22 protein-coding genes are annotated in these 23,497 nt (G+C 41.8%); 7 read left to right on the top strand and 15 right to left on the bottom strand.

The genetic code is table 11. From position 1 onward, the window contains the following. Positions 1 to 202: 202 nt before the first annotated feature. Positions 203 to 1,651 (bottom strand): hypothetical protein, encoded by a 1,449-nt coding sequence (locus HWQ41_RS17620; RefSeq protein ID WP_292765363.1) that lies wholly within the window; start codon positions 1,649 to 1,651, stop codon positions 203 to 205. 686 nt (positions 1,652 to 2,337) lie between these two features. Here HWQ41_RS17620 and HWQ41_RS17615 point away from each other — a divergent pair. Next, positions 2,338 to 3,051: a peptidoglycan-binding protein gene (locus HWQ41_RS17615; RefSeq protein WP_292765361.1), complete on the top strand. Its 714-nt coding sequence runs from the start codon at positions 2,338 to 2,340 to the stop codon at positions 3,049 to 3,051. Between the two features lie 31 nt (positions 3,052 to 3,082). Here HWQ41_RS17615 and HWQ41_RS17610 read toward each other — a convergent pair whose 3' ends face one another. Both HWQ41_RS17610 and HWQ41_RS17605 read right to left on the bottom strand, forming a co-directional pair. Continuing rightward, complete coding sequence (locus HWQ41_RS17610; protein WP_292765359.1) at positions 3,083 to 3,976, bottom strand: hypothetical protein; 894 nt, start codon at positions 3,974 to 3,976, stop codon at positions 3,083 to 3,085. A 119-nt stretch (positions 3,977 to 4,095) separates the two neighbouring features. After that, positions 4,096 to 5,985 (bottom strand): serine/threonine-protein kinase, encoded by a 1,890-nt coding sequence (locus tag HWQ41_RS17605; RefSeq protein ID WP_292765357.1) that lies wholly within the window; start codon positions 5,983 to 5,985, stop codon positions 4,096 to 4,098. Positions 5,986 to 6,390: 405 nt separating this feature from the next. On the opposite strand from HWQ41_RS17605, the gene HWQ41_RS17600 reads away from it, so the two are divergent. Then, positions 6,391 to 7,299, top strand: a complete 909-nt coding sequence (locus HWQ41_RS17600) for a DUF3365 domain-containing protein (RefSeq protein ID WP_292765356.1) — start codon at positions 6,391 to 6,393, stop codon at positions 7,297 to 7,299. Between the two features lie 118 nt (positions 7,300 to 7,417). Here the strand turns inward: HWQ41_RS17600 and HWQ41_RS17595 are convergent, their stop codons facing one another. The 6 genes from HWQ41_RS17595 to radA form a co-directional block, all read right to left on the bottom strand. Beyond that, the gene (locus tag HWQ41_RS17595; protein WP_292765354.1) at positions 7,418 to 8,668 is read right to left on the bottom strand and encodes a serine/threonine-protein kinase; all 1,251 of its coding nucleotides are present in this window, start codon (positions 8,666 to 8,668) and stop codon (positions 7,418 to 7,420) included. Positions 8,669 to 8,781: 113 nt separating this feature from the next. After that, positions 8,782 to 8,943 carry a hypothetical protein gene (locus tag HWQ41_RS17590; protein ID WP_292765351.1) on the bottom strand — a complete coding sequence of 54 codons (162 nt, stop codon included), beginning with the start codon at positions 8,941 to 8,943 and terminating at the stop codon, positions 8,782 to 8,784. Between the two features lie 311 nt (positions 8,944 to 9,254). Further along, positions 9,255 to 10,088, bottom strand: coding sequence for a Uma2 family endonuclease (locus HWQ41_RS17585; RefSeq protein WP_292765348.1), 834 nt, complete (start codon positions 10,086 to 10,088; stop codon positions 9,255 to 9,257). A gap of 170 nt (positions 10,089 to 10,258) precedes the next feature. Further along, positions 10,259 to 10,483 (bottom strand): hypothetical protein, encoded by a 225-nt coding sequence (locus tag HWQ41_RS17580; RefSeq protein WP_292765346.1) that lies wholly within the window; start codon positions 10,481 to 10,483, stop codon positions 10,259 to 10,261. A gap of 215 nt (positions 10,484 to 10,698) precedes the next feature. Next, on the bottom strand, positions 10,699 to 11,403 hold the full coding sequence (locus tag HWQ41_RS17575; protein WP_292765343.1) for a Uma2 family endonuclease: 705 nt from the start codon (positions 11,401 to 11,403) through the stop codon (positions 10,699 to 10,701). A 53-nt stretch (positions 11,404 to 11,456) separates the two neighbouring features. Continuing rightward, positions 11,457 to 12,983, bottom strand: a complete 1,527-nt coding sequence (radA, locus tag HWQ41_RS17570) for a DNA repair protein RadA (RefSeq protein WP_292765340.1) — start codon at positions 12,981 to 12,983, stop codon at positions 11,457 to 11,459. Positions 12,984 to 13,153: 170 nt separating this feature from the next. Between radA and rpaB the strand changes: the two genes are divergently transcribed. Further along, positions 13,154 to 13,882 (top strand): response regulator transcription factor RpaB, encoded by a 729-nt coding sequence (rpaB, locus tag HWQ41_RS17565; protein WP_292765338.1) that lies wholly within the window; start codon positions 13,154 to 13,156, stop codon positions 13,880 to 13,882. Positions 13,883 to 13,982: 100 nt separating this feature from the next. Then, positions 13,983 to 14,621, top strand: coding sequence for a cofactor assembly of complex C subunit B (locus HWQ41_RS17560; RefSeq protein WP_292765334.1), 639 nt, complete (start codon positions 13,983 to 13,985; stop codon positions 14,619 to 14,621). A gap of 302 nt (positions 14,622 to 14,923) precedes the next feature. Here HWQ41_RS17560 and HWQ41_RS17555 read toward each other — a convergent pair whose 3' ends face one another. Beyond that, complete coding sequence (locus tag HWQ41_RS17555) at positions 14,924 to 15,838, bottom strand: M48 family metallopeptidase (protein ID WP_292765331.1); 915 nt, start codon at positions 15,836 to 15,838, stop codon at positions 14,924 to 14,926. 159 nt (positions 15,839 to 15,997) lie between these two features. Here HWQ41_RS17555 and HWQ41_RS17550 point away from each other — a divergent pair, with 159 nt between their 5' ends. Next, on the top strand, positions 15,998 to 16,516 hold the full coding sequence (locus HWQ41_RS17550) for a DUF456 domain-containing protein (protein WP_292765328.1): 519 nt from the start codon (positions 15,998 to 16,000) through the stop codon (positions 16,514 to 16,516). A 977-nt stretch (positions 16,517 to 17,493) separates the two neighbouring features. Next, positions 17,494 to 18,126: a PEP-CTERM sorting domain-containing protein gene (locus HWQ41_RS17545; protein ID WP_292765325.1), complete on the top strand. Its 633-nt coding sequence runs from the start codon at positions 17,494 to 17,496 to the stop codon at positions 18,124 to 18,126. 160 nt (positions 18,127 to 18,286) lie between these two features. Here HWQ41_RS17545 and nblB read toward each other — a convergent pair whose 3' ends face one another. The 3 genes from nblB to mutT form a co-directional block, all read right to left on the bottom strand. Continuing rightward, positions 18,287 to 18,952, bottom strand: a complete 666-nt coding sequence (nblB, locus tag HWQ41_RS17540) for a phycobilisome degradation protein NblB (RefSeq protein ID WP_292765322.1) — start codon at positions 18,950 to 18,952, stop codon at positions 18,287 to 18,289. A 99-nt stretch (positions 18,953 to 19,051) separates the two neighbouring features. After that, complete coding sequence (locus HWQ41_RS17535; RefSeq protein WP_292765319.1) at positions 19,052 to 19,516, bottom strand: CBS domain-containing protein; 465 nt, start codon at positions 19,514 to 19,516, stop codon at positions 19,052 to 19,054. A gap of 282 nt (positions 19,517 to 19,798) precedes the next feature. Next, positions 19,799 to 20,230 (bottom strand): 8-oxo-dGTP diphosphatase MutT, encoded by a 432-nt coding sequence (gene mutT / locus HWQ41_RS17530; RefSeq protein WP_292765316.1) that lies wholly within the window; start codon positions 20,228 to 20,230, stop codon positions 19,799 to 19,801. Positions 20,231 to 20,399: 169 nt separating this feature from the next. Between mutT and HWQ41_RS17525 the strand changes: the two genes are divergently transcribed. Continuing rightward, positions 20,400 to 21,059: an SUKH-4 family immunity protein gene (locus HWQ41_RS17525; protein ID WP_292765313.1), complete on the top strand. Its 660-nt coding sequence runs from the start codon at positions 20,400 to 20,402 to the stop codon at positions 21,057 to 21,059. Between the two features lie 401 nt (positions 21,060 to 21,460). Here the strand turns inward: HWQ41_RS17525 and HWQ41_RS17520 are convergent, their stop codons facing one another. Next, a complete protein-coding gene (locus HWQ41_RS17520) occupies positions 21,461 to 21,805 on the bottom strand; it encodes a DUF760 domain-containing protein (protein WP_292765310.1) in 345 nt (114 codons plus the stop codon). A gap of 234 nt (positions 21,806 to 22,039) precedes the next feature. After that, complete coding sequence (locus HWQ41_RS17515; protein WP_292765308.1) at positions 22,040 to 22,996, bottom strand: RNA polymerase sigma factor, RpoD/SigA family; 957 nt, start codon at positions 22,994 to 22,996, stop codon at positions 22,040 to 22,042. Between the last annotated feature and the right edge of the window lie 501 nt (positions 22,997 to 23,497).

The following is a 23,497-nucleotide window of genomic DNA, read 5'->3' as shown; positions in this document are numbered from 1 at the left end:
GATTGGGGATTGGGGATTGGGGACTAGGAAGTAAGTACAATTAATTCGTAGCGAATTCTCTGCGTACCTCTGCGCCCCTACCCTGCGGGAAGGCGAAGCGCATCTGCGTTTAAATTTCAACCCTCAATTCCCCACGATTTTACGCAAAGCTCTAGTAAGGACTAAGAACTGAATTATCTCCAGTCCCCAGTCCCCAGTCCCTCTACCCTTCCCGTATCTCTGGGAGAGCGGTGCTTTTATTCACTACTGATGAAACTGATACTTGTGTTCGTAGCTGCCTGGTTTGCTCGATAATTTGGTCTATATCTTCTTGCGACAAACGCTGGACGTAGTTGAGTTTGATTTCCTCTAAGAAGTCAAAAAGTAAACTCTGGATTTCTGAAAGTACGTGTTTTTCCTTGATTTCCGCTCCCAAGGCTTCGCTGAAGCTTTGTACCAGTTGACTGGTGAGTTTTGCGCCAACAGGGTCTTCAACAGCACTAACTAAAGTTTTGTAAAGATTAGTTGTGATTTGGGTTGCCAGCTGTTCGCTTAACTGGGTTTGGGCCTGTCCCACACCAGGGAGGTTCTGAAGGTTGCGGTAGACGGGGACTTGATGGAAGACGGTTTCGATATTGTGGCGCAAAATGGCAACGATCGCAGGTTGGATATCGGGTAGCACTTCGTAGACGATTGTTTTTAGCAAAAGACCTGCGATCGCTTCCACTTCATTCACATTATTAATATCTATGTAGGGACGTAAATTTTCCTGTTGTGAGAGCCAGCGCGTTAACTCACCTCGCCTAATTGAACCCTGAAGCTGGTTAATTACCCTTACCACTACAATTTCTGTCAGTTCTTCGGCAAAATTGGCGACAATCCCTTGATTAATTTGCTTTCGCACTGGATGCAGATTCAATAACCGCGCTTGATCGAGGCGAATTAATACAGGTATGATTCGCAACCCCCGCCAAAATGGCAGTAGTAAAAATAAATCGTACCAACGCCACAATACTGCTTCCAACCAGCTAAAAGCAGGATGTTGGCGTCTGAGCAAGAAAGTACGCCCCAGCAATTCTACGCCAAATAAAATCACAAAAGGTAAGTCAATAATCCAGAAATCATCAATATATTCGCCACTTTCCCCGATTTGGCGGTAGTAGTTAGAGTCAATCAAAGGGCGGATGCTCTTGTCAAAAAAATTAATTTCTTTAACCCAGCCTTTTTGTGATAAATAAGGCTGACTCCAAAAAGTGGCAAAGGACTGTTTTGCAGATTCGTTACCGATGCGATCGCGCATTCGCTTTTTGATTTTTTCCAGAGTACCACTCTTATTCACTCCCGCAAACGGGTTAGTGTCAATCATCTCGTTGCTCAGACGCCTTATTTCCTCTAGCCTGCTATTTACCTGGGGCGACTGTAATCCTGTTTGGTTGACTTGTTCTTCTAATGCCTTTACTATTTCTAAATAATTTTTTGTCTCTCGATGGCGTTCAATACCTTTTATTGGGTCATAAATCTGAATAATTTGGGGAAGTTTTCGCAAGTAAAAATCTCGCCCAGGTACGTAACTTAAATCAAACAAAACTAAACCTAAATTTACGGTGGCAGTAATTGCCATAAATCTTTCAAACCAAATATTCCGCTGCTTAGAAGATTTTATGTCTTTCATTTTTTGTCATATATTATACATTTTTTGAATATTTGAAATATAAACTCTTTCATCTATCAATTTTCGGCTCTTTCCAAAAAATTACAGCAATTTGCAGTTGAGTAGATCCCAGTAGTCAACTTAACGTTAAAAGGGCGGTTAGAAACCACGCGCAAGGGAGAAATCGGGTATTACCGACGCCAGTCGTTCATGGGGTAAACCACTTCAGGTGCAACAAGAGTAGCTCGCCGCCCAACGCACTGGCTCGTCTACACGAGGCTTTACCCACCTCCGTGGGTTTAAACTACTCAATTTTTCTTTAGACTTACCCTTCTCCTGACGGAGACGCTACGCATACCTTGCTTCCACGAAGTGGTACGGGTTCTCTAAAGGAGTACGTTTGTATAGCCGCGAATTCTATTCGCCAGGATTTAAATTGACACCCATACACATCTGTGCAACCCAACTAGAGTTTAGTGTTCAAGGGGTGTATTCGATTCAAATGATAACTATCTCTGCTAATAGTAAGATACTTCTTTGGATAGATGACATAAAGTTGTTTTTGTAATTTAAGTTAAATTTTACAAAAATAATTCAAAATTTATTCAAAAATCATTAAATAATCGCGAAAAAAGTTATTAAACAAACTTAAAATGCAGCTGTTAACCTTTACAATCCTGCTGATTTAATCCAAAGGAGTTTTAAGTATGTGGTGTGGGTTTGGAAAATCAAGCGCGACCTTTGCTGTTACTTGCCTGATAACTGCTAGTGTGGTAATTGCAGACACAGGTTTCGCAGCCCCTCAGCGTAGCTATACGCCCCAGCAATTCCGTGCTGTATTGCGGGGGTTAGGCTATAACGTCAAGGTAACAAATAGTGCTTTGACGGATGAGGAAACTAAAAAGGCAATTCGTGAATTTCAGACGGGTTATAAGCTAAAACCAGTTGATGGGATAGCAGGGGCAAAAACCCAAGATTTTGCTGCTAACATCGTTAAAATTCTGCACAGAAATTTGAATGCAGTGGTGAAGCCAAATCCTCCGCTGCCGCGCGATCATTTTTATGGTTCCCGCACGGAAGAAGTGGTGAAGGAGTATCAGAAGAAATATCAGTTGCAAGAAACTGGAATTGCTAATTTAGCACTCCGCCAAAAGGTGAATGAGGAAGCAAAGACACTCTTCAGTCAGCCAACGGCTACACCAACGGCTACACCAACGGCTACACCAACAGCTACACCGACGGCTAAACCAACGGCTAAACCGACGGCTAAACCGACGACTAAACCAACAGCTAAACCGATGTCTACACCGACAGCTACACCGACAGCTACACCAACGGCTACACCGACAGCTACACCGACAGCTACACCGATGTCTACACCGACAGCTACACCGATGTCTACACCGACATCTACACCCTAGTCGCCACAAAAAACTCCTACCCCAGAGCTAATCAAGTCATCTGATTTGGTTCTTCTAAGGGTCTACCCTTGGGTGTAGGTAGAGTTGGACGGCGGTCATTGTAAGGCATAGGAATGTACTGCACGCTGGGTCGCCCTCCTTGTGGCTGTGGGTACAAGTCCATGAGATCATAAATAGAATGGGGCAGTCCGACAGTTACGGGCAGCCCCATTTCTGTTGCTTCTTCAATAGTGATGGGATAGTCGTGGGTGACGCGCCCAGTTGTCAAGGCTTCGATAATCGATTCGATATTTTCTGGCAGAACTTTTTGTTTAGGTATACTGTCTTTAAGCAGAGTTCGTACAAACCTCTGTACCTGCTGAATTGCTTTGCGTGAGAGGTCGGCCATAATTAGAGTTTGGTCATCAATCTCACTGATGGGTTTATCTTCAACTACTTTCAGGATACTCGCTGCGGGGTAATTACCCAATTGGGGATCAACTGGCCCCAAGACAGCGTTAGCATCCATAATAATTTCATCAGAGGCGATCGCCAGCATTGTACCGCCACTCATGGCGTAGTGGGGGACAAAGACTGTGACTTTTGCTTGGTGGCGAATTAACGCTCTGGCGATTTGTTCTGTAGCCAAAACCAAACCACCAGGAGTGTGCAAAATTAAGTCAATCGGCACATCTTGCGGTGTGAGGCGAATTGCTCGCAATATTTGTTCTGAGTCTTCGATAGTAATGTAGCGAGATATGGGAATTCCCAGGAAGCTAAGGGACTCTTGGCGGTGAATCAACAAAATCACCCGACTTTTGCGTTCTTGCTGGAATTCTTCTAAAGCACGCAAGCGCCGATATTCTATTTGACGTTTTTGCCAAAGGGGTTGCAAAGAAGTCAGAAGGAGGAAAATCCAGAATAAATCACCAATACCAAAGCCCATAAAAATTATTGTTCCAAAATCACGGTTGCCGTCATTATTGTCACAAATTTGGGGCGATCGCAGTTCTATCTGTAGGTTTATGAATTATGGATTATGAATTATGAATTATGAATTATTTATTATCCCCGTCGCCAAATCTTGATAGTGTCGTCATCACCACCGCTAACTAGGGTTTGGCCATTGGGACTGAAGGTAACGCATCTAATATAGTTGGAATGCCCTGTAAGTGTGCTGATTTCTTTGCCACTGTGTACGTGCCACAGTTTAATAGTGTTGTCCCAACTGCCACTAGCGAGAAATTGCCCATCCTGGCTAAAGGCGACTGACCAAACTGAATCAGAATGACCAATGAGAGTACGAATTTCTCTACCTGTGTTTACATCCCACAGTTTAATTGTGTTGTCACCACTGCCACTGGCGATAATTTCCCCATCTTGGCTGAAGGCGATACAGTTGACGAAGAAGGAATGACCTGTAAGTGTGCAAATGTTTCTGCCTGTGTATACTTGCCACAGTTTGATGGTGTAGTCATTACTGCCACTAGCCACCAGCTGTCTATCCTTACTATTCGTTGTTGGCGTTCTCGGAGAGTAGGCGACTGATGAAACTGAGTCAGAATGACCTGTAAGAGTTTGGATTTCTATGCCTGTGTGTACCTGCCACAGTTTAATTGTGCAGTCAGCACTGCCGCTAGCCAGAAACTTGCCATCTGGACTAAAGGCAACGGAATTCACCCAATTAGCATGACCAATGAGAGTACGAATTTCTTTGCCTGTGTTTGCATCCCACAATTTGATTGTGTTATCCCAACTACCGCTAGCCAAAATCCCCCGGTTCAGGTCTGCAACTCCCGCAGATTTGCCGGACTCCCCTTGATAAGAAAGGTTTGAGGAAATTGGGCTAAAGGCGACGGAATGAACCATATTGGAATGACCAGAAGACCAACGACCCAGTTGACGCACTAACTTGCCAGTACCCAGTTGCCAAAGTTTGATAGTCTTGTCATTACTGCCACTAGCAATAAATTGCCCGTCTGGACTAATGGCGATCGCATGAACCATACTAGAATGACCTTTCAGGGTCTGTACACATTGCCAGTTCTGTTGATCTAATACAACAGGTCGAGGTGGTTTAAATCTAGGCGTTATCACCAAAGTAGATGATATTAGTGTTACATTCTCCCTACTATCAGTCCCCAATAAATCCAACCACTCCTGCACAGACTGGGGACGATAGGTTGACTCCAAATCCATGCCGCACATAATAGCCTGATTCACCCTGTTGCTAATATTAGGATTAAAATATTGTGGTGGTTCTAAATTAATATTGTGACGCCGATCATCTGCACTCGTCGGAATAACGGCGGTCAGCAAATTATACAAGGTAGCAGCTAGGGCGTAAATATCAATATATTCTCCTCGTGGCGCTTCTGATTCATACTGCTCAGGTGGGGCAAAACCAGGAGTACGATACACGGTATGCCTTTGGATCATATTAGGAATAAATTCTCTAGCGATCCCAAAGTCTATCAGCACTGCTTCTGATTTATCAATGCGGATCATAATGTTACGTGGCTTGAGATCCCGATGCAGCAGTCCTTTAGAGTGAATTAGCGTCAAAGCCTCGCCAATTTGCCTGATATACAGCAACGCTTCTGCTTCTGATAGTACCCCTATCCGCCTCAAGCGCTGTGCTAAGTCTTCGCCTTCGATGTAATCCATCACCATACAGGGCAAATTTCCCTCATCGAAGATGGTTTCTATCTGTACTATATGAGGATGGTGACACACCGCCAGTCGAACTGCTTCATCACGGAAGTCTTGCCGTAACTTATTTCGGTGGAGTATCCAGGCGGGATGATTCAGGATTTCTTCTTTGAGGGTTTTAATCACTCGCTGTTGATTCCGTTGATTTCTGGCAAGATAAGTAATGCCAATTCCGCCTTCGCCTAGTTGGCTTTCAATAATGTAGCGTCCACCGAATAAAGACTTTCCTGCATTCCACACCATTAGTAATATTTGACAATTGCTGGTATTTATTTTGGCACGGTATCAAAACAGCCAACAGGAATTTTTGGAAATTCAATTTTGTTTTGCTGTTGTCGCTTTTTGGAACTTAATTACTTAAAGAACATTTTCATTAACCTCAATAATTACTAATATCAAAGTTGGGTGTTTCCTAATAGTTTTAACTAAACTATAAGACTCGTATTTTATTCTTGAAATAACTCAGTACACATCTATTCCCTTGTTCCCTGTTAAGAGTTCCCTCCCTACGCAAGTAAGTTCAGGAATCAAATCGGATTCCTATATCACCTTTATACTAAAATCTTTAATTGATTGCTTATGCTAGAGTAAACGATAACTTTAGCCATATTTGGTCACAATAATTTGACTTGTAAATAATCAGAAATTATGCTAAAGAATCTCAATCTGAAACAAAAATTTACAATTCTGTTACTGGTAATTCTGACATTCGGTTTGAGCTTGAGTGGATTTGCTCTTTCTTCTTTGCTCAGGGAGAATGCTAAACAAGATATTAGCTCAACTGCTCTCATGCTCATGGAAACAATGAGTTCTGTTCGTAAATACACCAGTACTCAAGTGAATCCAGAGCTAGCTGATAAATTGGCAACTGAGTTTTTGCCGCAAAGTGTGCCTGCATACTCAGCACGGGAGGTGTTTGAGATTTTACGGAAAACAACAAACTACCGTGATTTCTTTTATAAAGAAGCAACTCTCAATCCCACAAATCTTCGGGATAAGGCTGACGGTTTTGAGACGGAAATTGTAGAAAGGTTCAGAAATAAATCAGACCTTAAAGAAGTGAGTGGATTTCGCTCAATTCCTGGTGGGGATATCTTTTATATTGCTCGTCCGCTGCCAATTTCTGAAGAAAGCTGTCTTAAGTGTCATAGCACACCTGATGTTGCACCTCAAAGTATGATTACTCTTTATGGTGCAGCTAATGGATTTGGGTGGAAGCTTAATGATATTGTCGGCGCTCAGATTATATCAGTACCTGCAAATAATGTCATCAATAAGGCACATCAGTCTTCCTTACTAATTATCCTAATTGTATCAACTATATTTATAGCAACTATCCTGTTAGTCAATTTGTTCTTAAATCGACAAGTTGTTATGCCTCTTAAACGCATGACTCGCATAGCCGAAGAAGTTAGTACCGGACATATGGAAGTTGAATTCGAGCAGATGTCTAATGATGAAATTGGTAATTTAGCTAAAGCCTTTAAACGGATGCAGTTAAGTTTAGAAATGGCAATGAAAAGAATCAAACGCACTCAGGGAGGTACAGGGGATTAACAAATTCAAAATTCAAAATGACGCTCTCTACAAGACGCTGCGCGTAGCTTGCTTGTCTAGTAGGGGTACGCGGACTCGCTCTCCGTGGCGCTAACAAAATTTAAAATTGTTCAAATCCCTATGATAATAAGCTTTTTTTGAATTCAAAAGCTGCTTGAAAGTTAGGAATTTCCCTGGCTATTAGTTCAATAAATTCGTCAGGTGAAATGTAAGGATTTTGAGCTAATATTTCTTCCATAACTAGATTTGCCATTGGTCCGATGTGGTAGGCTAACTCTTGCTGACAACGTTTGATAAATGCTGGTTGGAATGAAGGTTGTTGTTGTTCAATTCGACCAATTTGCGGATTAGCAGGTGAACTAGATGAACTAAAAATTGTTTCTCCAGATTGGTTGTATGACGGGGATATTGGCGACATAGCCTGAAATTCCGGGTTAAATAGCGTAGCAGGCAAATCATCCAGCATGATTGCAGGAGACATTGCCACTTCTGGTTCTCCAATCCGCTCTAAATCTATAAGAACTTCCTTGGCTGTTTGGTATCGCTTGTTAGGTCTATCTGCCAACATGCAATCGAGTACTTGAGCGAACCTATCAGTAACATAGGTATAATAACGCCAGTTCCATTCTAAGGAGTACTGATCCATTAGTAAAGATGGATCTCTACCTGTGAGTAGTACAATAGCTGTTACTCCTAAAGCATAAAGGTCACTAGACGCGGAACATAAACCCAAGCTAATCTGTTCGCGAGGAGCATATCCCACTTTGCCTACAAGAGACATTTTGCCAACAAAGGTCACTTGGTGGTTGGAACTTCTCCCCTCGTTCATGTCAGCAATTTGCTTACCGACACCGAAATCAATCAGCACTGGCAGATCCTTGCCATCAGGTAACATGATATTGTCAGGAGAAATATCTCGATGGATGATGTTGTGCTGGTGGACATATTCCAAAACAGGCAGCAGATTCTTTAGCCACTGTATAACTTCCTCTTCAGAAAAATTTCTTCCTTGACGTTGAAGTTCTCCCAGCAGCCTAGAATATGTTTTACCGTCAACATACTCTTGTACTAGGAATAACCGACCATCTCCTTCAAAGCAAGCCAAAAACTTGGGAATTTGAGGATGTTGCAATTGATGAAGAATTTTTGCCTCTCTTTTAAATAAGTTGCGATATTGTTCCAGTCCACTCTCCCCTGTGCCAATGGGCGCAAACTCTTTGAGAACACAAGCTTCATTAAACCGACGAGTGTCAAACGCCAAGTAAGTTCGCCCCAATCCTCCCTGTCCCAGAAGTTTTTGGATAATATAGCGGTTATCGATTAGAGTTCCAGCAGCTATTTCTGGTCTTGTCATAGGGGACTGTGACATCTCATCGCACTCCTAGCGATTTTATTGTTGATAGATTATCTAGTTTGCTGAAAGTCAGAAACTCTAGCAGATAAAGGCTGATAACATCCCTAAAATTGAGGTTAGCACCACTATCAACACAAGGAAATACACTTTTCTACAATCATTTGATGGTCTTGTGTGACCAAATAGACAATTTTTACCTGAGTAGTTTTCCCATAGTACTTATATTTAGGTATTTTAGCAGTCAGAACATAACCAGGGTCTGCGGTAATATCTGCGAGTACTCTGGGCATTGCTTTTTGGATTGATTCGCTGTTGAACCTTATCTTACCCCTAGTAACCCAATTGGCACTGAGCTTTGGAAGAGTAAGGATATAGGGCGATATCATAGTTTTTCAGAAAAACTGACGTTGCTATAGACTTCCCGAAGGAGATATTATATGTATTTCAAGTGATGAATATGCGATCGCTCTCAAAAGTTAATCTTTCTGGGAGCAAATATTGTTATTAAATAGCTGCCTCGGCATCGGCTATGAAAGTTTTCAGTACGTGTGATTCCTCAAAAGCAGAAAATTCTGCTGCATATCAGAAAAGACTCCTGAAGCTACAATAATTCATCTAGTTCATCAGGATTCACGCCTAATTGACGCAAACGTTCTGCTAATTTTTCTGCTTTTCGTTTAGCTTGAGCAGCTTCTTGTTTAGCTTCTGTAGCTTCTTGTTCCGCAATGATAGCTCGTTCAGTTGCAGCAACAGCTTCCTCTGTAGGTGCGGGAATTAATTTTCCTTCTAAAGTGAACCACCTTAACCACAACCTTTCAATATCTCGAAATGAACCCTGCCATAAGCCTAAACTTAAATTTATCTCTGGCATTAGTAGGCATCCATGAGTTAAATTCATCGGTTCATAGTGACCGCCTACTAACTGAAAAGCCCGAAGTTCATTAGTGTAGCGACTAAAAACAACATAGTAGGGAATCCGCAAAATTCGTTCATAAACTTCCCATTTGCTAGGAGGTTTATCTGCTGCACTTTCTGTTCTTGTGCCTAAATCTTCGTCTTCCGTACCTGGAGATAATAACTCAATAACCACGAAGGGATTTGCTGGCTCTTGCCAAGTTACATAACTTAACCGTAAGTCCTGCCCTTTATATAATTTTCCTACCCCTACCACACCAAACCAATCTGGGCGTTTATACCATAAAGGATGCTGGATATCATAGTAGAGATTCAGGTCAGCAGCACTGTAAACTAATTCTGGATTCCAGTTAATTGGCTGAAAAGTTAAGTATAAAAATAAGGGTTGTAAAAAGTGAAAATCGTCTGGCAAACCTGGTTCCTCTGGGTTGTCACTTGGTAAATCATACATCGTTGGTAGTGTTTCCCAAGGAGGAAGCGGGGGATCAGATTGAGGGATGTAATGGGGAGAAGAAGTCATATCTTTTATTCTTCAAGATCAGACCATATTTGCTGGATGCGTTGACGCACTTTTTCCCAATCATTTGGTTGTAAAAATCATATGTTCACGTTCCCGAACAATCTGAAACCCCAACAACTCAAATGCTTTTATAACTCTCTTCTTCGGAGCATCGACAGGAAACTTCGGCATTAAATAGCCACCTCTGCTTCTGTCAGAAAAGCCTCAATTACTGGTGAGTCATCTTCGAGCATTTCTTTGCCAAATATCTCAATGTAGCAGCGAATAGCTGACTTGACATCGGTTAAGGCTTCTTCATAAGTATCACCTTGACCAACTATCGCCCCTTTTATACCAATAGGATAGGCAACATAACCGTCAGAATGTTTTTCGATAATAATTTTGATTTGTTTCATTACTAGAGCGTTTAGCAAGGTAAACTTTAGGCAATTCTGATGGAGCCTATAATAAGCAGTATATTCAATCGTAATAAACTTATAGCGATCGCACTCAAACCCTCAGCCTAACAACTGGTATTCAGCCGTACTTAATCATTTTTGAGAAATAAGATCCCCGACTTGTCAAACAAGCCGGGGATTCAGTGACTTTCAATTTTTCTTAAAACATTTGATCACACTTCTGATTCAATCCCCGCTGCCCGCAATTGTGCTGCTAGTCGTTCAGCACGCTGTCGTTCCTGTTCGGCTAATTCTCCACCCCAAAGCAGAAGGTTTCCTTGTTCATCCCACCACCGCAACCAGTTTCCGGCGCGATTTTCACGAGTACCTTGCCACACCCCAAGGTAAAGATTCATTTCCGCTATCCAGTAGCGTTGATTTTCATCAGGCTCTTGCAAAATGTACTGTTCTGTGATTTCTAAGCGATACATTTCGACACTGCCGCTATCTGGTTCAAAGATGATGTAGTTTGGTACTTTTAAGATGCGCTCGTAGAAAAACCATTTTCCTGGGGGATATGTCGCTTTGATAGAATACTCTGTCTCTTGTGTATCGGAAATAAATTCCATCACAATTACGGGAATGTCACCCTGTAGTTGAGGGGTGTAACTGCGTATTACTTCTTCTCTATCAACGCCAATTTTAGGAATATACGCCCAGTCTGGAGCTTTAACGACGATTTTGCCGTTTAGTGTGGCGCAGATGCCGTAATTAGTTGGCGTGAGGGCATTGGGTGGAAGTTTTCCGGCAAGTTCTAAGCTTTCTGTAAGTGCTGCGGCTAAGGCTGGTTGGTTGATGTTGTCCACTGGATCATCTGGCAGTTTGTAATCATCGGGTAGTTTTTCCCAAGTGATTTGATAGTCTTGGGTAACTGTCATGGTGGGTTTTCCTTTAGTAAGAGCTAAATGTAGAGACTTTGCGTGCAACGTATCTACTCATCTTCATCGGGTTCTAAATCGTCGGCTGTCAATTCCTGATGCGGGATAGCGGCGATAATCGCATCTATTACTTTAGATACTGGCAAAATCTCAATATTAAGGTCGGGAAATTTTGTTCCTTTTGGCACGATCGCTCGTTTAAATCCCAACTTAGCAGCTTCTTTTAACCGCAGTTCCATTTGGGAAACCGATCGCACTTGTCCACCTAGCCCAACTTCACCGATTAATACTGTACCGGGATCAACTATGCGATCGCGGAAACTGGCAACGATCGCGATCGCAATTCCCAAATCTACCGCCGGTTCTTCCACATTCAACCCACCCGCAGAAGCAACGTAGGAATCCAATTTCGACATCGGAATTCCCACCCGTTTTTCTAAGACGGCGAGAATTTGCACTAAGCGGTTGTAGTCTACGCCAGTTCCAGCCCGCCGAGGGGAAGGGTAGCTAGTGGGGCTTACAAGGGCTTGCAACTCGACAACGATGGGACGAGTTCCTTCGCAAGCTACGACAATGGCAGTACCGGGAGCGGGATCGTCACGGTTGCCTAAAAATAGCTCTGAGGGATTGGAGACTTCCCTTAGTCCCTCCGCTACCATTTCAAAGATGCCGATTTCGTGAGTTGCGCCGAAGCGGTTTTTTACTGTCCGTAATAACCGATGAGAAGCAAAGCGATCGCCTTCAAAATACAACACCGTATCTACTAAATGTTCTAAGACTTTCGGCCCGGCGATCGCTCCTTCTTTGGTGACATGTCCCACAATCAGCATGGTGACATCTTCGTGCTTCGCTACCTTCATCAGTGCTGCCGTACATTCCCGTACTTGAGCCACAGAACCAGGCGCAGAAGTCAAAGCGGGAAAAAACACAGTTTGGATACTATCAATCACCGCCACGTTGGGTTTTAGAGAGTCTATTTCCCGTAAAATTTCTTCTAAATCTGTTTCCGGCAGTACATATAAATCTGCGCCTATACTATCAGGGTCTATGGGTAGTGTAGGATCTACTACCACTGTTGCCTGAGCATCGTTAATTATACTTACGCTTTTCGATACTCCCAAACGAGAAGCTCGTAATTTTACCTGCTGTCCCGATTCTTCACCAGTTACGTAAAGGATGCGATATTTCTGTGCTAATTGATTTGATACTTGCAACAATAAAGTCGATTTACCGATGCCGGGATCACCACCAATCAGCACCATAGAGCCAGGGACAACCCCACCCCCAAGTACCCGATCCAATTCTCCATAACCAGACTCCCACCGGGCAATTTGGCGATCGGTAATTTGGTCAAATGTTAAGGAGGCTCGCGCTTTAGCTGGTTTAGCGTGAGATTTGCCATTGGTTTGAGTTGATTGCCAACTACTCACTCCCCCCCGACTGGGTACATCTACTGATGACTGGATAGAAATTTGTTCTTCCAAAGAGTTGTAAGTGCCGCAAGCTGGACACTTACCAAACCACTGGGGCGATTCTGCTCCACATTCGTTACAAACAAAAAAGGTTTTTGGCTTTGCCATTCTTAAATCTTATTAAATAATCTTAATATTTACTTAATTCTTGAAAAAAACTAAAAACCAATCATAGTAGTATCTAGAGCTTTTTCCAAATCATTTCATGGAATGATATCTTAATATTATGGTATTAAAAATTAATCATGTAAATTTTTAGTCAAGGAGCCTTGAGAAACTTGGAAAGCCATAAAGAAAAAATCTTGGTGGTAGACGACGAAGCCAGCATTCGCCGGATTTTGGAAACGCGCCTTTCCATGATTGGCTACGATGTAGTGACGGCTGGCGACGGGGAAGAGGCTTTGGAAACTTTTCGCAAAACTGATCCTGACCTGGTAGTTTTGGATGTAATGATGCCAAAGCTAGACGGCTATGGTGTATGTCAAGAATTACGAAAAGAATCAGATGTCCCCATTATTATGCTAACAGCCTTGGGTGATGTAGCCGATCGCATCACTGGGCTAGAATTGGGTGCAGATGACTACGTAGTTAAACCATTTTCCCCCAAGGAGCTAGAAGCTAGAATTCGCTCGGTGCTACGGCGGGTAGACAAAACCAGTGGTTCTGGCATTCCCAGTTCTGGGGTGATCCATGTCGCTAATATTAAAATCGATACGAATAAGCGACAAGTCTACAAAGGCGATGAGCGAATTCGATTGACGGGTATGGAGTTCAGCTTATTAGAGTTGGTAGTCAGTCGCTCTGGAGAAGCTTTTTCTCGTTCGGAAATTTTGCAGGAAGTATGGGGTTACACACCAGAACGTCATGTGGATACCCGCGTAGTAGATGTACATATATCCCGCTTGCGGGCAAAGTTAGAAGATGATCCTAGCAACCCAGAATTGATTCTCACAGCGCGGGGTACTGGTTATCTTTTCCAGCGGATTATTGAACCAGGGGAGGAGTGAGGAGATAAGGGAGCAGGCGGAGATGAGGGAGCAGGGAAGCAGGGGAGCAGAGGAGAATAATTAATAACTAATGCCCAATGCCCTGTTTGCCCAATAACTAATGACTAAATCTGATCCTAATCGAGTTTTGCGGCGTCTGCCCATTGTGGTGGGTGGGCTAGGCGCTGTGCTTTTGCTGATTAACCGTTTATTGACATCGGAACTAACTCAGTCTCAATCGCGTGGTGATGTGGTGGGCGTGATTTTGAGTGCGGTGTTAATTTTGACGGGTTTAATTTGGCAGCAAGTTCAGCCGCGATCGCCTGATATTGTAGAACTAATTGGAGAAGAAGGTTTTGTACTTGCAGCAGATTTACCAGAAGCCGTGAAAACAGAGCTAGCCTGGGCATCTCATTTATTGTTGACTAATACAGTAACGCGATCGCTTGTAGTTTTTTATCAAGGTAAAGTTTTGTTGCGTCGCGGGATTCTGGGTACTAAATCTGAGGTTGTACCAGGAGTAATCTTAAAACAGGTACTCGAAAAACAAAAGCCGATTTATCTAGTTGCTCTAAAAATATATCCAGGTAGGCTTGAATTTGATTATTTACCAGAAAATACTCAAGGTGTAATTTGTCAACCTATTGGCAACCAAGGTGCGCTAATTTTGGGAGCCAATGCTCCTCGCAGTTACACCAAACAAGATGAAAACTGGATTGCAGCAATTGCTGATAAACTTGCTGTGACTCTTAATACTTAGGGTGTTCGCTAGTTTAGAAGTCAGCCAATTTTAGATTTTGGGTTGTACCTTTGGTGCGCTGGAAGCACAACTTGGATTTTAGATTGATATCAAGTCCGGCTAATCACTTATCATTAAAATCTCTCCGCGTCCCCGCGTCAGCCTAAACGATAAGTCTTTAAGCGCACATGATATGACCCCACGCTCAATGAAAGGATTTTGAATTGCCGATAGCACAGCATTAGCAAGTCATTGAGCATCACGAGCGTATTTTAGATTGAAAAATTTAATCCAAAATCTAAAATCTAAAATCTAAAATTCAATTACCAAGAAGTCAAAAAATTCCACCTTTCCTTTTCTTGCGGTGTTTTTTCTTCTTTTTCTTCCGGTTCTTCCGGTGTCTTTAAATTTTTCTGTTGAATTAAATTCTCATATTCCCCTGAATCAACCCATTTTAATAACTCGCCAGCCCGCATAACTACCCAAGAAAGCCCTGATTCTGTATAGCTTAATATTTTGGTGACTTTATCGACAGTATCTAAGTTATTGGATGCAAACTCACGGGCTTGCACGAGGAAATCTTCGATTACAGCAGTAGTTAAGTACTCGTGTGGTAAACCCGCGAGTTTCATCAATGTAGTAGTTGCTACGTCAATATCTTGACAAGCCAGCAAACCAGCCCGATCAGCAGTGAACCTAGCCATCATCCGCCAATTATACAGACCCAGTTCCATTCCACCAGCTACCAAGCCACCAATCCCCAGTGTGGTACTGCTCAACAAATTTTTTAAAGTTGGCATAACAATTGCCATTTGGTGATACACCATATGCTGACTCTTGATGCGAGCGACTTCGTGTCCGAAAACATAAAGCAACTCATCCGCGTCAAGCCACTCCATTGCATCTAAATTGATACCAACAAGGGGTTTTTCCACCCCAACAATGTAGGTTTCAATGTGACCAGTGCCTTGAAATAGATACAGTTCGGGAAGTGGAACAACATCAAGAATTTGGCAGGTTTCTACAAATGTCTGATGCAATTGGGGAAAATTACGGGGCGAAATTCTAATTTCACTACCAAGGCTTTGTAGCCTGAGTAGGCGATCGATACCGTATTCGTTAATTTTTTTGAGTAGTAAGGAGACACCGGGCATATTTTGCAAAGAAGCCAAGGCTTTGCGATCGAAGGGGTGTTCGTAGGCTTCTGAACTCAGTCCAGTTAATAGTTTTCTCGTCATTAGTTTTGAGTTTTTAAATAGGATAATGAGAAAATTAAGGTTTTTAACCCACGGAGGTGAGTTTTGTCTGTGTAGACGCGGTTTCTAACCGCCCTTTTAACGTTAAGTTAACACTAATGACAGCTGTGCTACCCTACTCGGAAATTTACAATTTTATCTATGCAAATTATTTATTGGCTATTAATTGCCGTAATGGTTGTGGGTGTTATCGGTGCTGTAGTTCCAGCTATTCCTGGGAGCAGCTTAATTTTAATTGCAATTATCGTCTGGGGAATCGTTAGTAGTTCCTTTGCAGCTATCAAGATTCCCCTAATTGTGACAGTTCTAGTTTTACTGCTGAGTGTCGGAGTGGATTTTTTAGCTAGTTATGTGGGAGCAAAACAAGCGGGAGCTAGCAAGTGGGGGCAAATTGGCGCAATTGTCGGTTTGGTGGTGGGATTTTTGGGATTATTGCCAACGTTACCTTTTGGAGGCCCATTGTTAGGAATTTTACTAGGGCCGCTTTTGGGAGCAATTATTGGTGAGTACCTTTACCGACGTGAATTTGGGTTGGCAGTTAAGGCGGGTATAGGAATTGTAGTCGGGTCTTTGGTTGGAAATTTGATTCAAGGGTTGTTAGCGATCGCCGCAGTTGTAGTTTTTGTTGTCACAACTTGGCCACAGGTATTTGGCTCTTAGCATTTGAAAAATCTGACAGATTTGAGAACGGCGGTAATAGCTAGCAGTTAGCTATTTAGGCTCTCCTAGACTTCGTTTGATAAATTAATACTAAAAAACACCTAAAACACCTGATATAGCTAGGTTTCGCTAAAATAGAATCAAAGATTTTAGGACTTACGCATTGACAGAGACAACTAACTGTGAATTACGTCTCGTTACAAGGCTCTAGCCTTGTAATGCTCTTATGGGAGGCTCTGCCTCCTGGTTTGATGGGAGGCAGAGCCTAGTTGATCGCATTCCCAAGCGGAGCCTGGGAACGAGGCAGGGCAAGACTTTTAGCTTAAAAAGCCTGCCATTCACATGATGGTCAATCTGTAAAGTGCGTAAGTTCTAGATTTAATGAAAATATGCTTTCTGATTCTTGAATCCCATACTATATAAGGACTTAACCTGATATCAAGTATTAATTTTCTATAACTAGTCTAGGAGAGCCGCTATTTATTACAAACATTCAATTTGATAACAAAGATTATCCATAGTAAACAAATACAGCGGTTCCTCCCATTTATTCTACGAGAGGAACCGTTTCACTAAATATTAGTAACTGGAGAGATTGTAGATACACTGCATACTGCATTTATTTAAAAGATGGCTAAGTAAATTTAGGTATTAAAAATCATCATTACATTGGTTATACGTAAATGATCTTTCTTAAAGTCAGAGCGATCGCGAACAATTTAAACCCTATGAAATGAAAGATATACAAAGTGCAGATATATAAGGAATTAAAATTTCATGAAGGATAGTAATGCATTAAAGATGTGATGAAGACCACTAAGTAAATCTTGCAGGCTCTAAATCTATGTGATTTTATGGAGATAAGAAATACATCACGCAAGTTTCGCTTTCACTGACAGTATTTTCCATAAATTACTGAGATTGAAAGTAAAGCAATTGCTCTGATTTAAAGTTATTACTAGGAGCCTAAAACGACAATGATTGGTTTTAAATCTAAATTACTAAATGCAACTTTAGCTTTGACTGCTGCAATCCCCTTAGCTACTGCTGGGTTGTTTACCTCTGCTGGTTCTGCTCAAGCATACACTGGTGGCTTTAACTACAGCACTTCTGATAGAAATCCTTCTGATAAGGTAACTCTGTCCACTCTTAGCAAAAACTCTGTAAACTTTCTTCCCGATCCAGGAGCAATTTTACTTACAGATCAGACAGGAGATTTTACATCTAATTCTAGAGGTTTTATCAAAAGCTTCCAAACAAATCCATTTATTTCACCTTCCGGGTTTATTGATGTTGGTGCTTTGGATGGAATAAAACTGCTTAGTTTGACCAGTCTCGATCCAGCAACATTTGCATCAGGAAATGCAGGAATAGATATAACCTTTAATTTCAACGGACTCTTTGAAGATGGAAGTAAAGCAACAGGACATATCGTTTTTGTTACTCAAGATACTAATGCACAAGCAACTTACAATAATGGTGGAATAATTAATGCAAGTTTCACAGGTCTTGCGGTAACTACCGTTCCTGAACCAGCGGCTTTATTAGGCTTGGGTGCAGTAGGTGCAGTAATGGCTATGTCTCGCCGTCGCAAAAGTGTCATTCAATAGACCATCCTCAAATATAAACAAGTTACTTTTAGCAACTAAAAGTAACTCTAATTTATCTATTCGATCTGGCTGGAATGCAAAATTTACCAACCAGATCGAATTTTTTTATCCTGTCAGACAAATCTATATTAAAGGTGAATTTTCTTAACCTGAAATAGACTTAAACTGATTGCAAAGAATTTTTGGCTTCAAGTGCGATCGCTTCTATTTCATCATTAGCCAGAGTTTCTAATATAGATTTAGCTTCTGCACTACCCAAACGAGCCAAGGCTTGTACAAGTCTGTAACGAATTTGCCAATCGGGATTGGTAGCATAGGGAGCCAACAGGGGAACTGCTTGTAAATCTCCCAAATCACCCAAAGAACTAATCGCAGCAGTTTGGACTAATTCGTTTTCTGAAGAGAGTGCCTCTTTGAGTAGTTCAAAGGCTCGTGGATCGCCCAACTCTCCTAATGTCGCAATGATACTGAATTGTATTAGCCATTCACCGGTTGTATAATAAAGTTGTTGCAAATCTTCAAAAGCTTCACGTAACTTCAGAGCGCCCAAACAGTCTGCTGCTGCTGCTTGTACATCTACTTCGGAGTCATGAAGCAAGCGATCGCGCAAGATATCCAAGGATAACTGTAAATCCTGCGTTCCGAGTGTATCCATTTGACTCACCGCCGAGTAACGGACACGGGAATTGCGATCGGCAATGGCAGTTTGAATCAATTCAAAGCCGATCGCAGGTTCCAGCTGGCGGATTTGATTGACTGCACGTAAGCGATCGCCTAAATCCTCAGAACTGAGCAATTGCTTAACAGACTCCGGAGTAATACTCATTTAGTTATCCTTGATTTTCAAAGGTGTAAAAAACAGTCATTAGTCAACAGTTCAGTGTTAAAAACTCTTGACTAATGACTAATGACTAATGACCAATGACTAATCTTGACTGGCAGCCATTGCCCGAATAATATCACCACGAGTGAGGATACCAATTACTTGACCCGTGCTGTCAAGTACTGGCAAGCGGTGAACGCTGCGATCGTGCATGATTGTGGCTGCTTCCCTTAAAGTTTTATCAGGGGAAATAGCGATCGGGTTTTTACTCATCACCTCCCCAACGGTTTGCCCTAGAGCCTTGTGCAAGTCACGATCATAAGTAGCAGGATTTTTTAAATAGATAACGCTATCAAGAAACATAATGTACGCAGGTGGAGTAACACCAGTTTCTTGCCACATCAAATCGGTTTCTGAGATAATGCCCACCAATTTACCGACATCATCCACAACAGGTAGTCCGCTGATGTGGCGTTCTGCGAGAATTTGGATAGCTTCCTTCAGTGGAGTTTCCGCCCGGACGACAATAGGATCGCGGCTCATCACATCGGCAACGGTTTTAGGCATTTATTTGCTGACACCTTAAATCAAAGTCCCTGCGCCTATTGTAGAAAATTGCGGGACTCAACCTGATGCAATTAATAGATTGTTACGGTATTGGGCATTGGGCATTGGGCATTGGGCATTGGGCATTGGGCATTGGGCATTGGGCATTGGTTACTAAGGAACGTGGATTAAATAAAATGCAAAACTTCATCCTGTATCTAGCTTCCCTCTCCTTTATAAGGAGAGGGATTGAGGGTGAGGTAAGCCAGAGACATAAAATTGTATGTTATTTAATTCTTATTCCTAATTCTCCTCCCTCACTCCCTCACTCCCTTTTAACGCAGCAATAATTTGAATATTTGCTTTCGGAAAAGTAAACTGCTCCAGTTCTTCCAAAGTTACCCAGCGAATTTCATCGGATTCTAAAGCTTGGGGAACACCTGTAACATGGCGGCAGTGATGTACTGTGAGGGTAACGCGCAAGTCTGTATAAGTGTGGTCAATAGTAATCAGATGCTCTTCCACTTCAATCACTATTCCCAGTTCTTCGGAAATTTCCCGTTGAATACACTCTTGGATAGTTTCACCAGGCTCAATTTTACCACCAGGAAATTCCCACAAACCACCCATCACTCCTTCTGGACGACGGCGATCGATTAAAATTTGCTTTTGGTCATTCCAAATTACTGCAACACCAATGATTTTATGGGGTGGGAAAGAACTGGTTTCATTCATTGTTAATTGGGGAGATAAGGGACATGAGTAACTACTTTTGCGAATGGTACATTAATGTACTATTCATATCCGTACAAAGGTTGGTATTAATAATTCTTAGAGAACACGAAAATATCAAGACTTCGTAAAATATGGGGTAGATTTTGAATAGCTAAAGTAAGTGTAAATTATGATTTTAGAGGATGAAATAGTTGAAGTTTTTGGCAAAAAAAATCTAGTATACGCAAATGCCGAGAGGGTACATAATATTAGCCTTCCTAATGAGACCAGAGAATTTATCTTGAAGATAGGATTCCCACATATAGTTGATCATTTTAGATTCTCAATGGATTTTGAGCCAATTTACGAAGATATTCAAATTGATGAATCTGCAAGAAGGCATTTAGGGCAACTCCACACTATTGGTTATGAAAGTGCTTCTCAAGTAATAGGAAGAATGATTTTTCTCAGTGAAATTGGTTTGGATAACAATGCTAGCTTATCAGATATAGGGAGAAAGGTAAGAATATTGGGAGTTGATGAATACTTTTTATTTAACTCAGAAGTAGCTTTATCTTCTCGAATATGCCTTAATTTAGAAAATAAAGGTGAAATAGTATCAATCAATCCAAGCAATTTATCAATTATTTTTTTTGATTCAAGCATTCAACAACTTGCAGCTTCTATAGTTGCTTATGGTAAAAATTTATTGTTAGTCAAAAACTTTGAAGAAGAAATCGAAGATTTTAAGCAAGAATTGAAAAGAATTGATCCAAAGGCATTAGATAGTGAAGAAAACGTATGGGTAGATACTCTAGAGCGGTTAATACGGGATGACGAGGGATACTAACTTCTAATAACAAAACTCGGCAGACTAGTTTGAACTCTGCCGAGTTTGTATTTATGAATTTGTCTCTATTGTGAATGTCCTCTACCTCTGTTAGTTTATTCACCAATCTCTATTAATCATTTAGAAATATGCCTCTAGTTGAACTAATTACCAAATTACATGAGTTCACAGATAACCAAATCTAAAAACTCCGGGTTCCTACACTGAGCGAAAGCGAAGCGCCTATGCGTTTGTATTTCCACCTTAATTCCTTAGTATTTTGGATTTTTTAAAAAGACTGACCTGATGCATGATTGGGAATTAGGGGCAAAGATTTCGCAGAGGCTTACTTTAAATTCATATTGCCGTGACTGTGACTAGGTATCAGCCGAACAATATTAAATTTCCTAAATTTTATATTTCTAGTCAACTTCGCTGTTGTTGGTTTCAGATCCTTGTACGGCCACTTCAAAACTCATTCTCTGTTCCGCGTTACGCAAGAAATAACCACTAATCATCGCAGAAGCGAGAAGCCGACCCAGATTTTCTCGATTTGTGGTTACAGTAACACCAAAGTGTTCTGAAGGTAGATTTCCCAACAGTCCGGTAATATTACGTTCCATTACCTGAAAGACTTCGGCAGACGTGGGTTTGGATAGCTGGGTAACTGTCTCTGGACTCAAGGATTTAACGTACTGCCATAGTAAATCGCTAGTTTCTGATTCGCTATTAAAAAATTCTGAGACACGATTGGATGGGTTATTCATTTTTTAGCTCCTTAACTACCACTGCTGGCTGCGGTGCTTGTGATTTGAATACTAAATGCCTGTTTTGGATTTGACTTAGCTAGTTATTTTGTCTTCCTGTCAACTAATGTAACAGCCTACCGTAAGAGTGGAAGTAGGTGTAACCGTACCAAAGTCAGCGTATTTTCTCACCCATTGGTCATTAGTCTTTTGTAAATAACAAAGGACTAATGACAAATGACTAATGACAAATGACTAACTTGCCAAATATTCATCCATGTTGGCTTTAGACTTGCGAAGTTTGGTTAAGGCTTCCCGCTCAATTTGCCGAACTCGTTCCCGGCTGATGTTCAGTATTTCACCAATTCTAGCCAGCGTCAGGGCTTGCCCATCAGTTAAGCCAAAGCGCAACGTGATCACTTCCCTCTGTTGTGGCGTGAGGTCACCCATCAGGCGATCTAAGTCATAAGATAAGGAAGATTGCATGACAAACTCTTCGGGAGATGCTCCTGGATCTTCCAGCATTTCTCCAAGTTCGGTGTCGTAATTATCACCCAGCCGCAAATCCAAGGAAAGGGGCAAACGCGCCTTTTCTAGATACTCTCGCACTTGCTTGGGGGTCAATTCTAATTCTTCAGCTAGCTCACCAGCTGTGGGAGCGCGTCCCAACTTTTGAGATAATTGGCGCTGTGCCTTTTTAATCTTATTTAATTTTTCGGTTATGTGGATAGGCAGCCGAATAGTACGAGCTTTTTCGGCTATTGCACGAGTGATCGCTTGGCGAATCCACCAATAGGCATAGGTAGAAAATCTGTACCCTTTGGTGGGGTCAAACTTTTCTACGCCCCGTTGCATACCAATACTACCTTCTTGGATCAAGTCCAGTAAATCGACGTTGCGCTTGATGTACTTTTTGGCAACGGACACTACCAGCCGCAAATTGGCTTCTACCATCTTGCGCTTGGCAATTTCACCATCAGCGATCGCTTCGTTCAACTCTGCTGATTCTAGCTTTGTCGCTTTGGCCCACTCTTCTAGAGTCGGTTGACGACCTAACTGGCTGGCAAGACTTTCCCTTGATTCGTGCAAAGCGCAGGAACGTTGCACCTGTTTACCATAGAAAATCTCTTCCTCGTGGGTTAAGAGTGGCACACGGCCAATCTCACGCAGGTAAGTCCGCACGAGGTCTGTGGCTGTCTGAGCGGTCTTCATGGCGCTACTCTTTGGTAATGATGGGTTTGGCGGTAGGGTCATTAAGGGATAGATGCTTTATTAGGGTGCTACCCAGTCAGACTGGGAACCCATGCTATGGTTTGCAACTTACGCGCCCGAGAAACTCGGCTGCTCATAATAATCAAATCTAGGTTTCTTAACTGCTAAAACTTACAGTTATTTCCTACTTTTCACAAGTATCTACAGTTAGATAAAAGGTAGCTTCTTAAACATTTTTTTATGGGAGCCTTATTAATAATTGTAACATTTATGAGAATGTTTTGGCTATATGGCGACATTAAATTTCCTGGCTGTTCCAGTTCATGCAATGTCGCCCTTTTTCTCAAGGCTGACTAGAAGTCAATTTAAGAAATTATCTGGTTCAAATAATTTTCCTCATATTTGTTAAAGTATCTCAATGAGAAGTATAGTCATTCTCTTATAACAATTGTTTAATTTTTTCTGGGAATTGGGAATTGGGAATTGGGAATGGGGCATGGG

It is taken from the genome of Nostoc sp. NOS(2021) (assembly GCF_017115025.1).
Lineage (GTDB): Bacteria > Cyanobacteriota > Cyanobacteriia > Cyanobacteriales > Nostocaceae > Nostoc.
The sequence above is the reverse complement of the archived record's forward strand: the minus strand, read 5'-3'. Positions and strand labels throughout refer to the sequence as shown.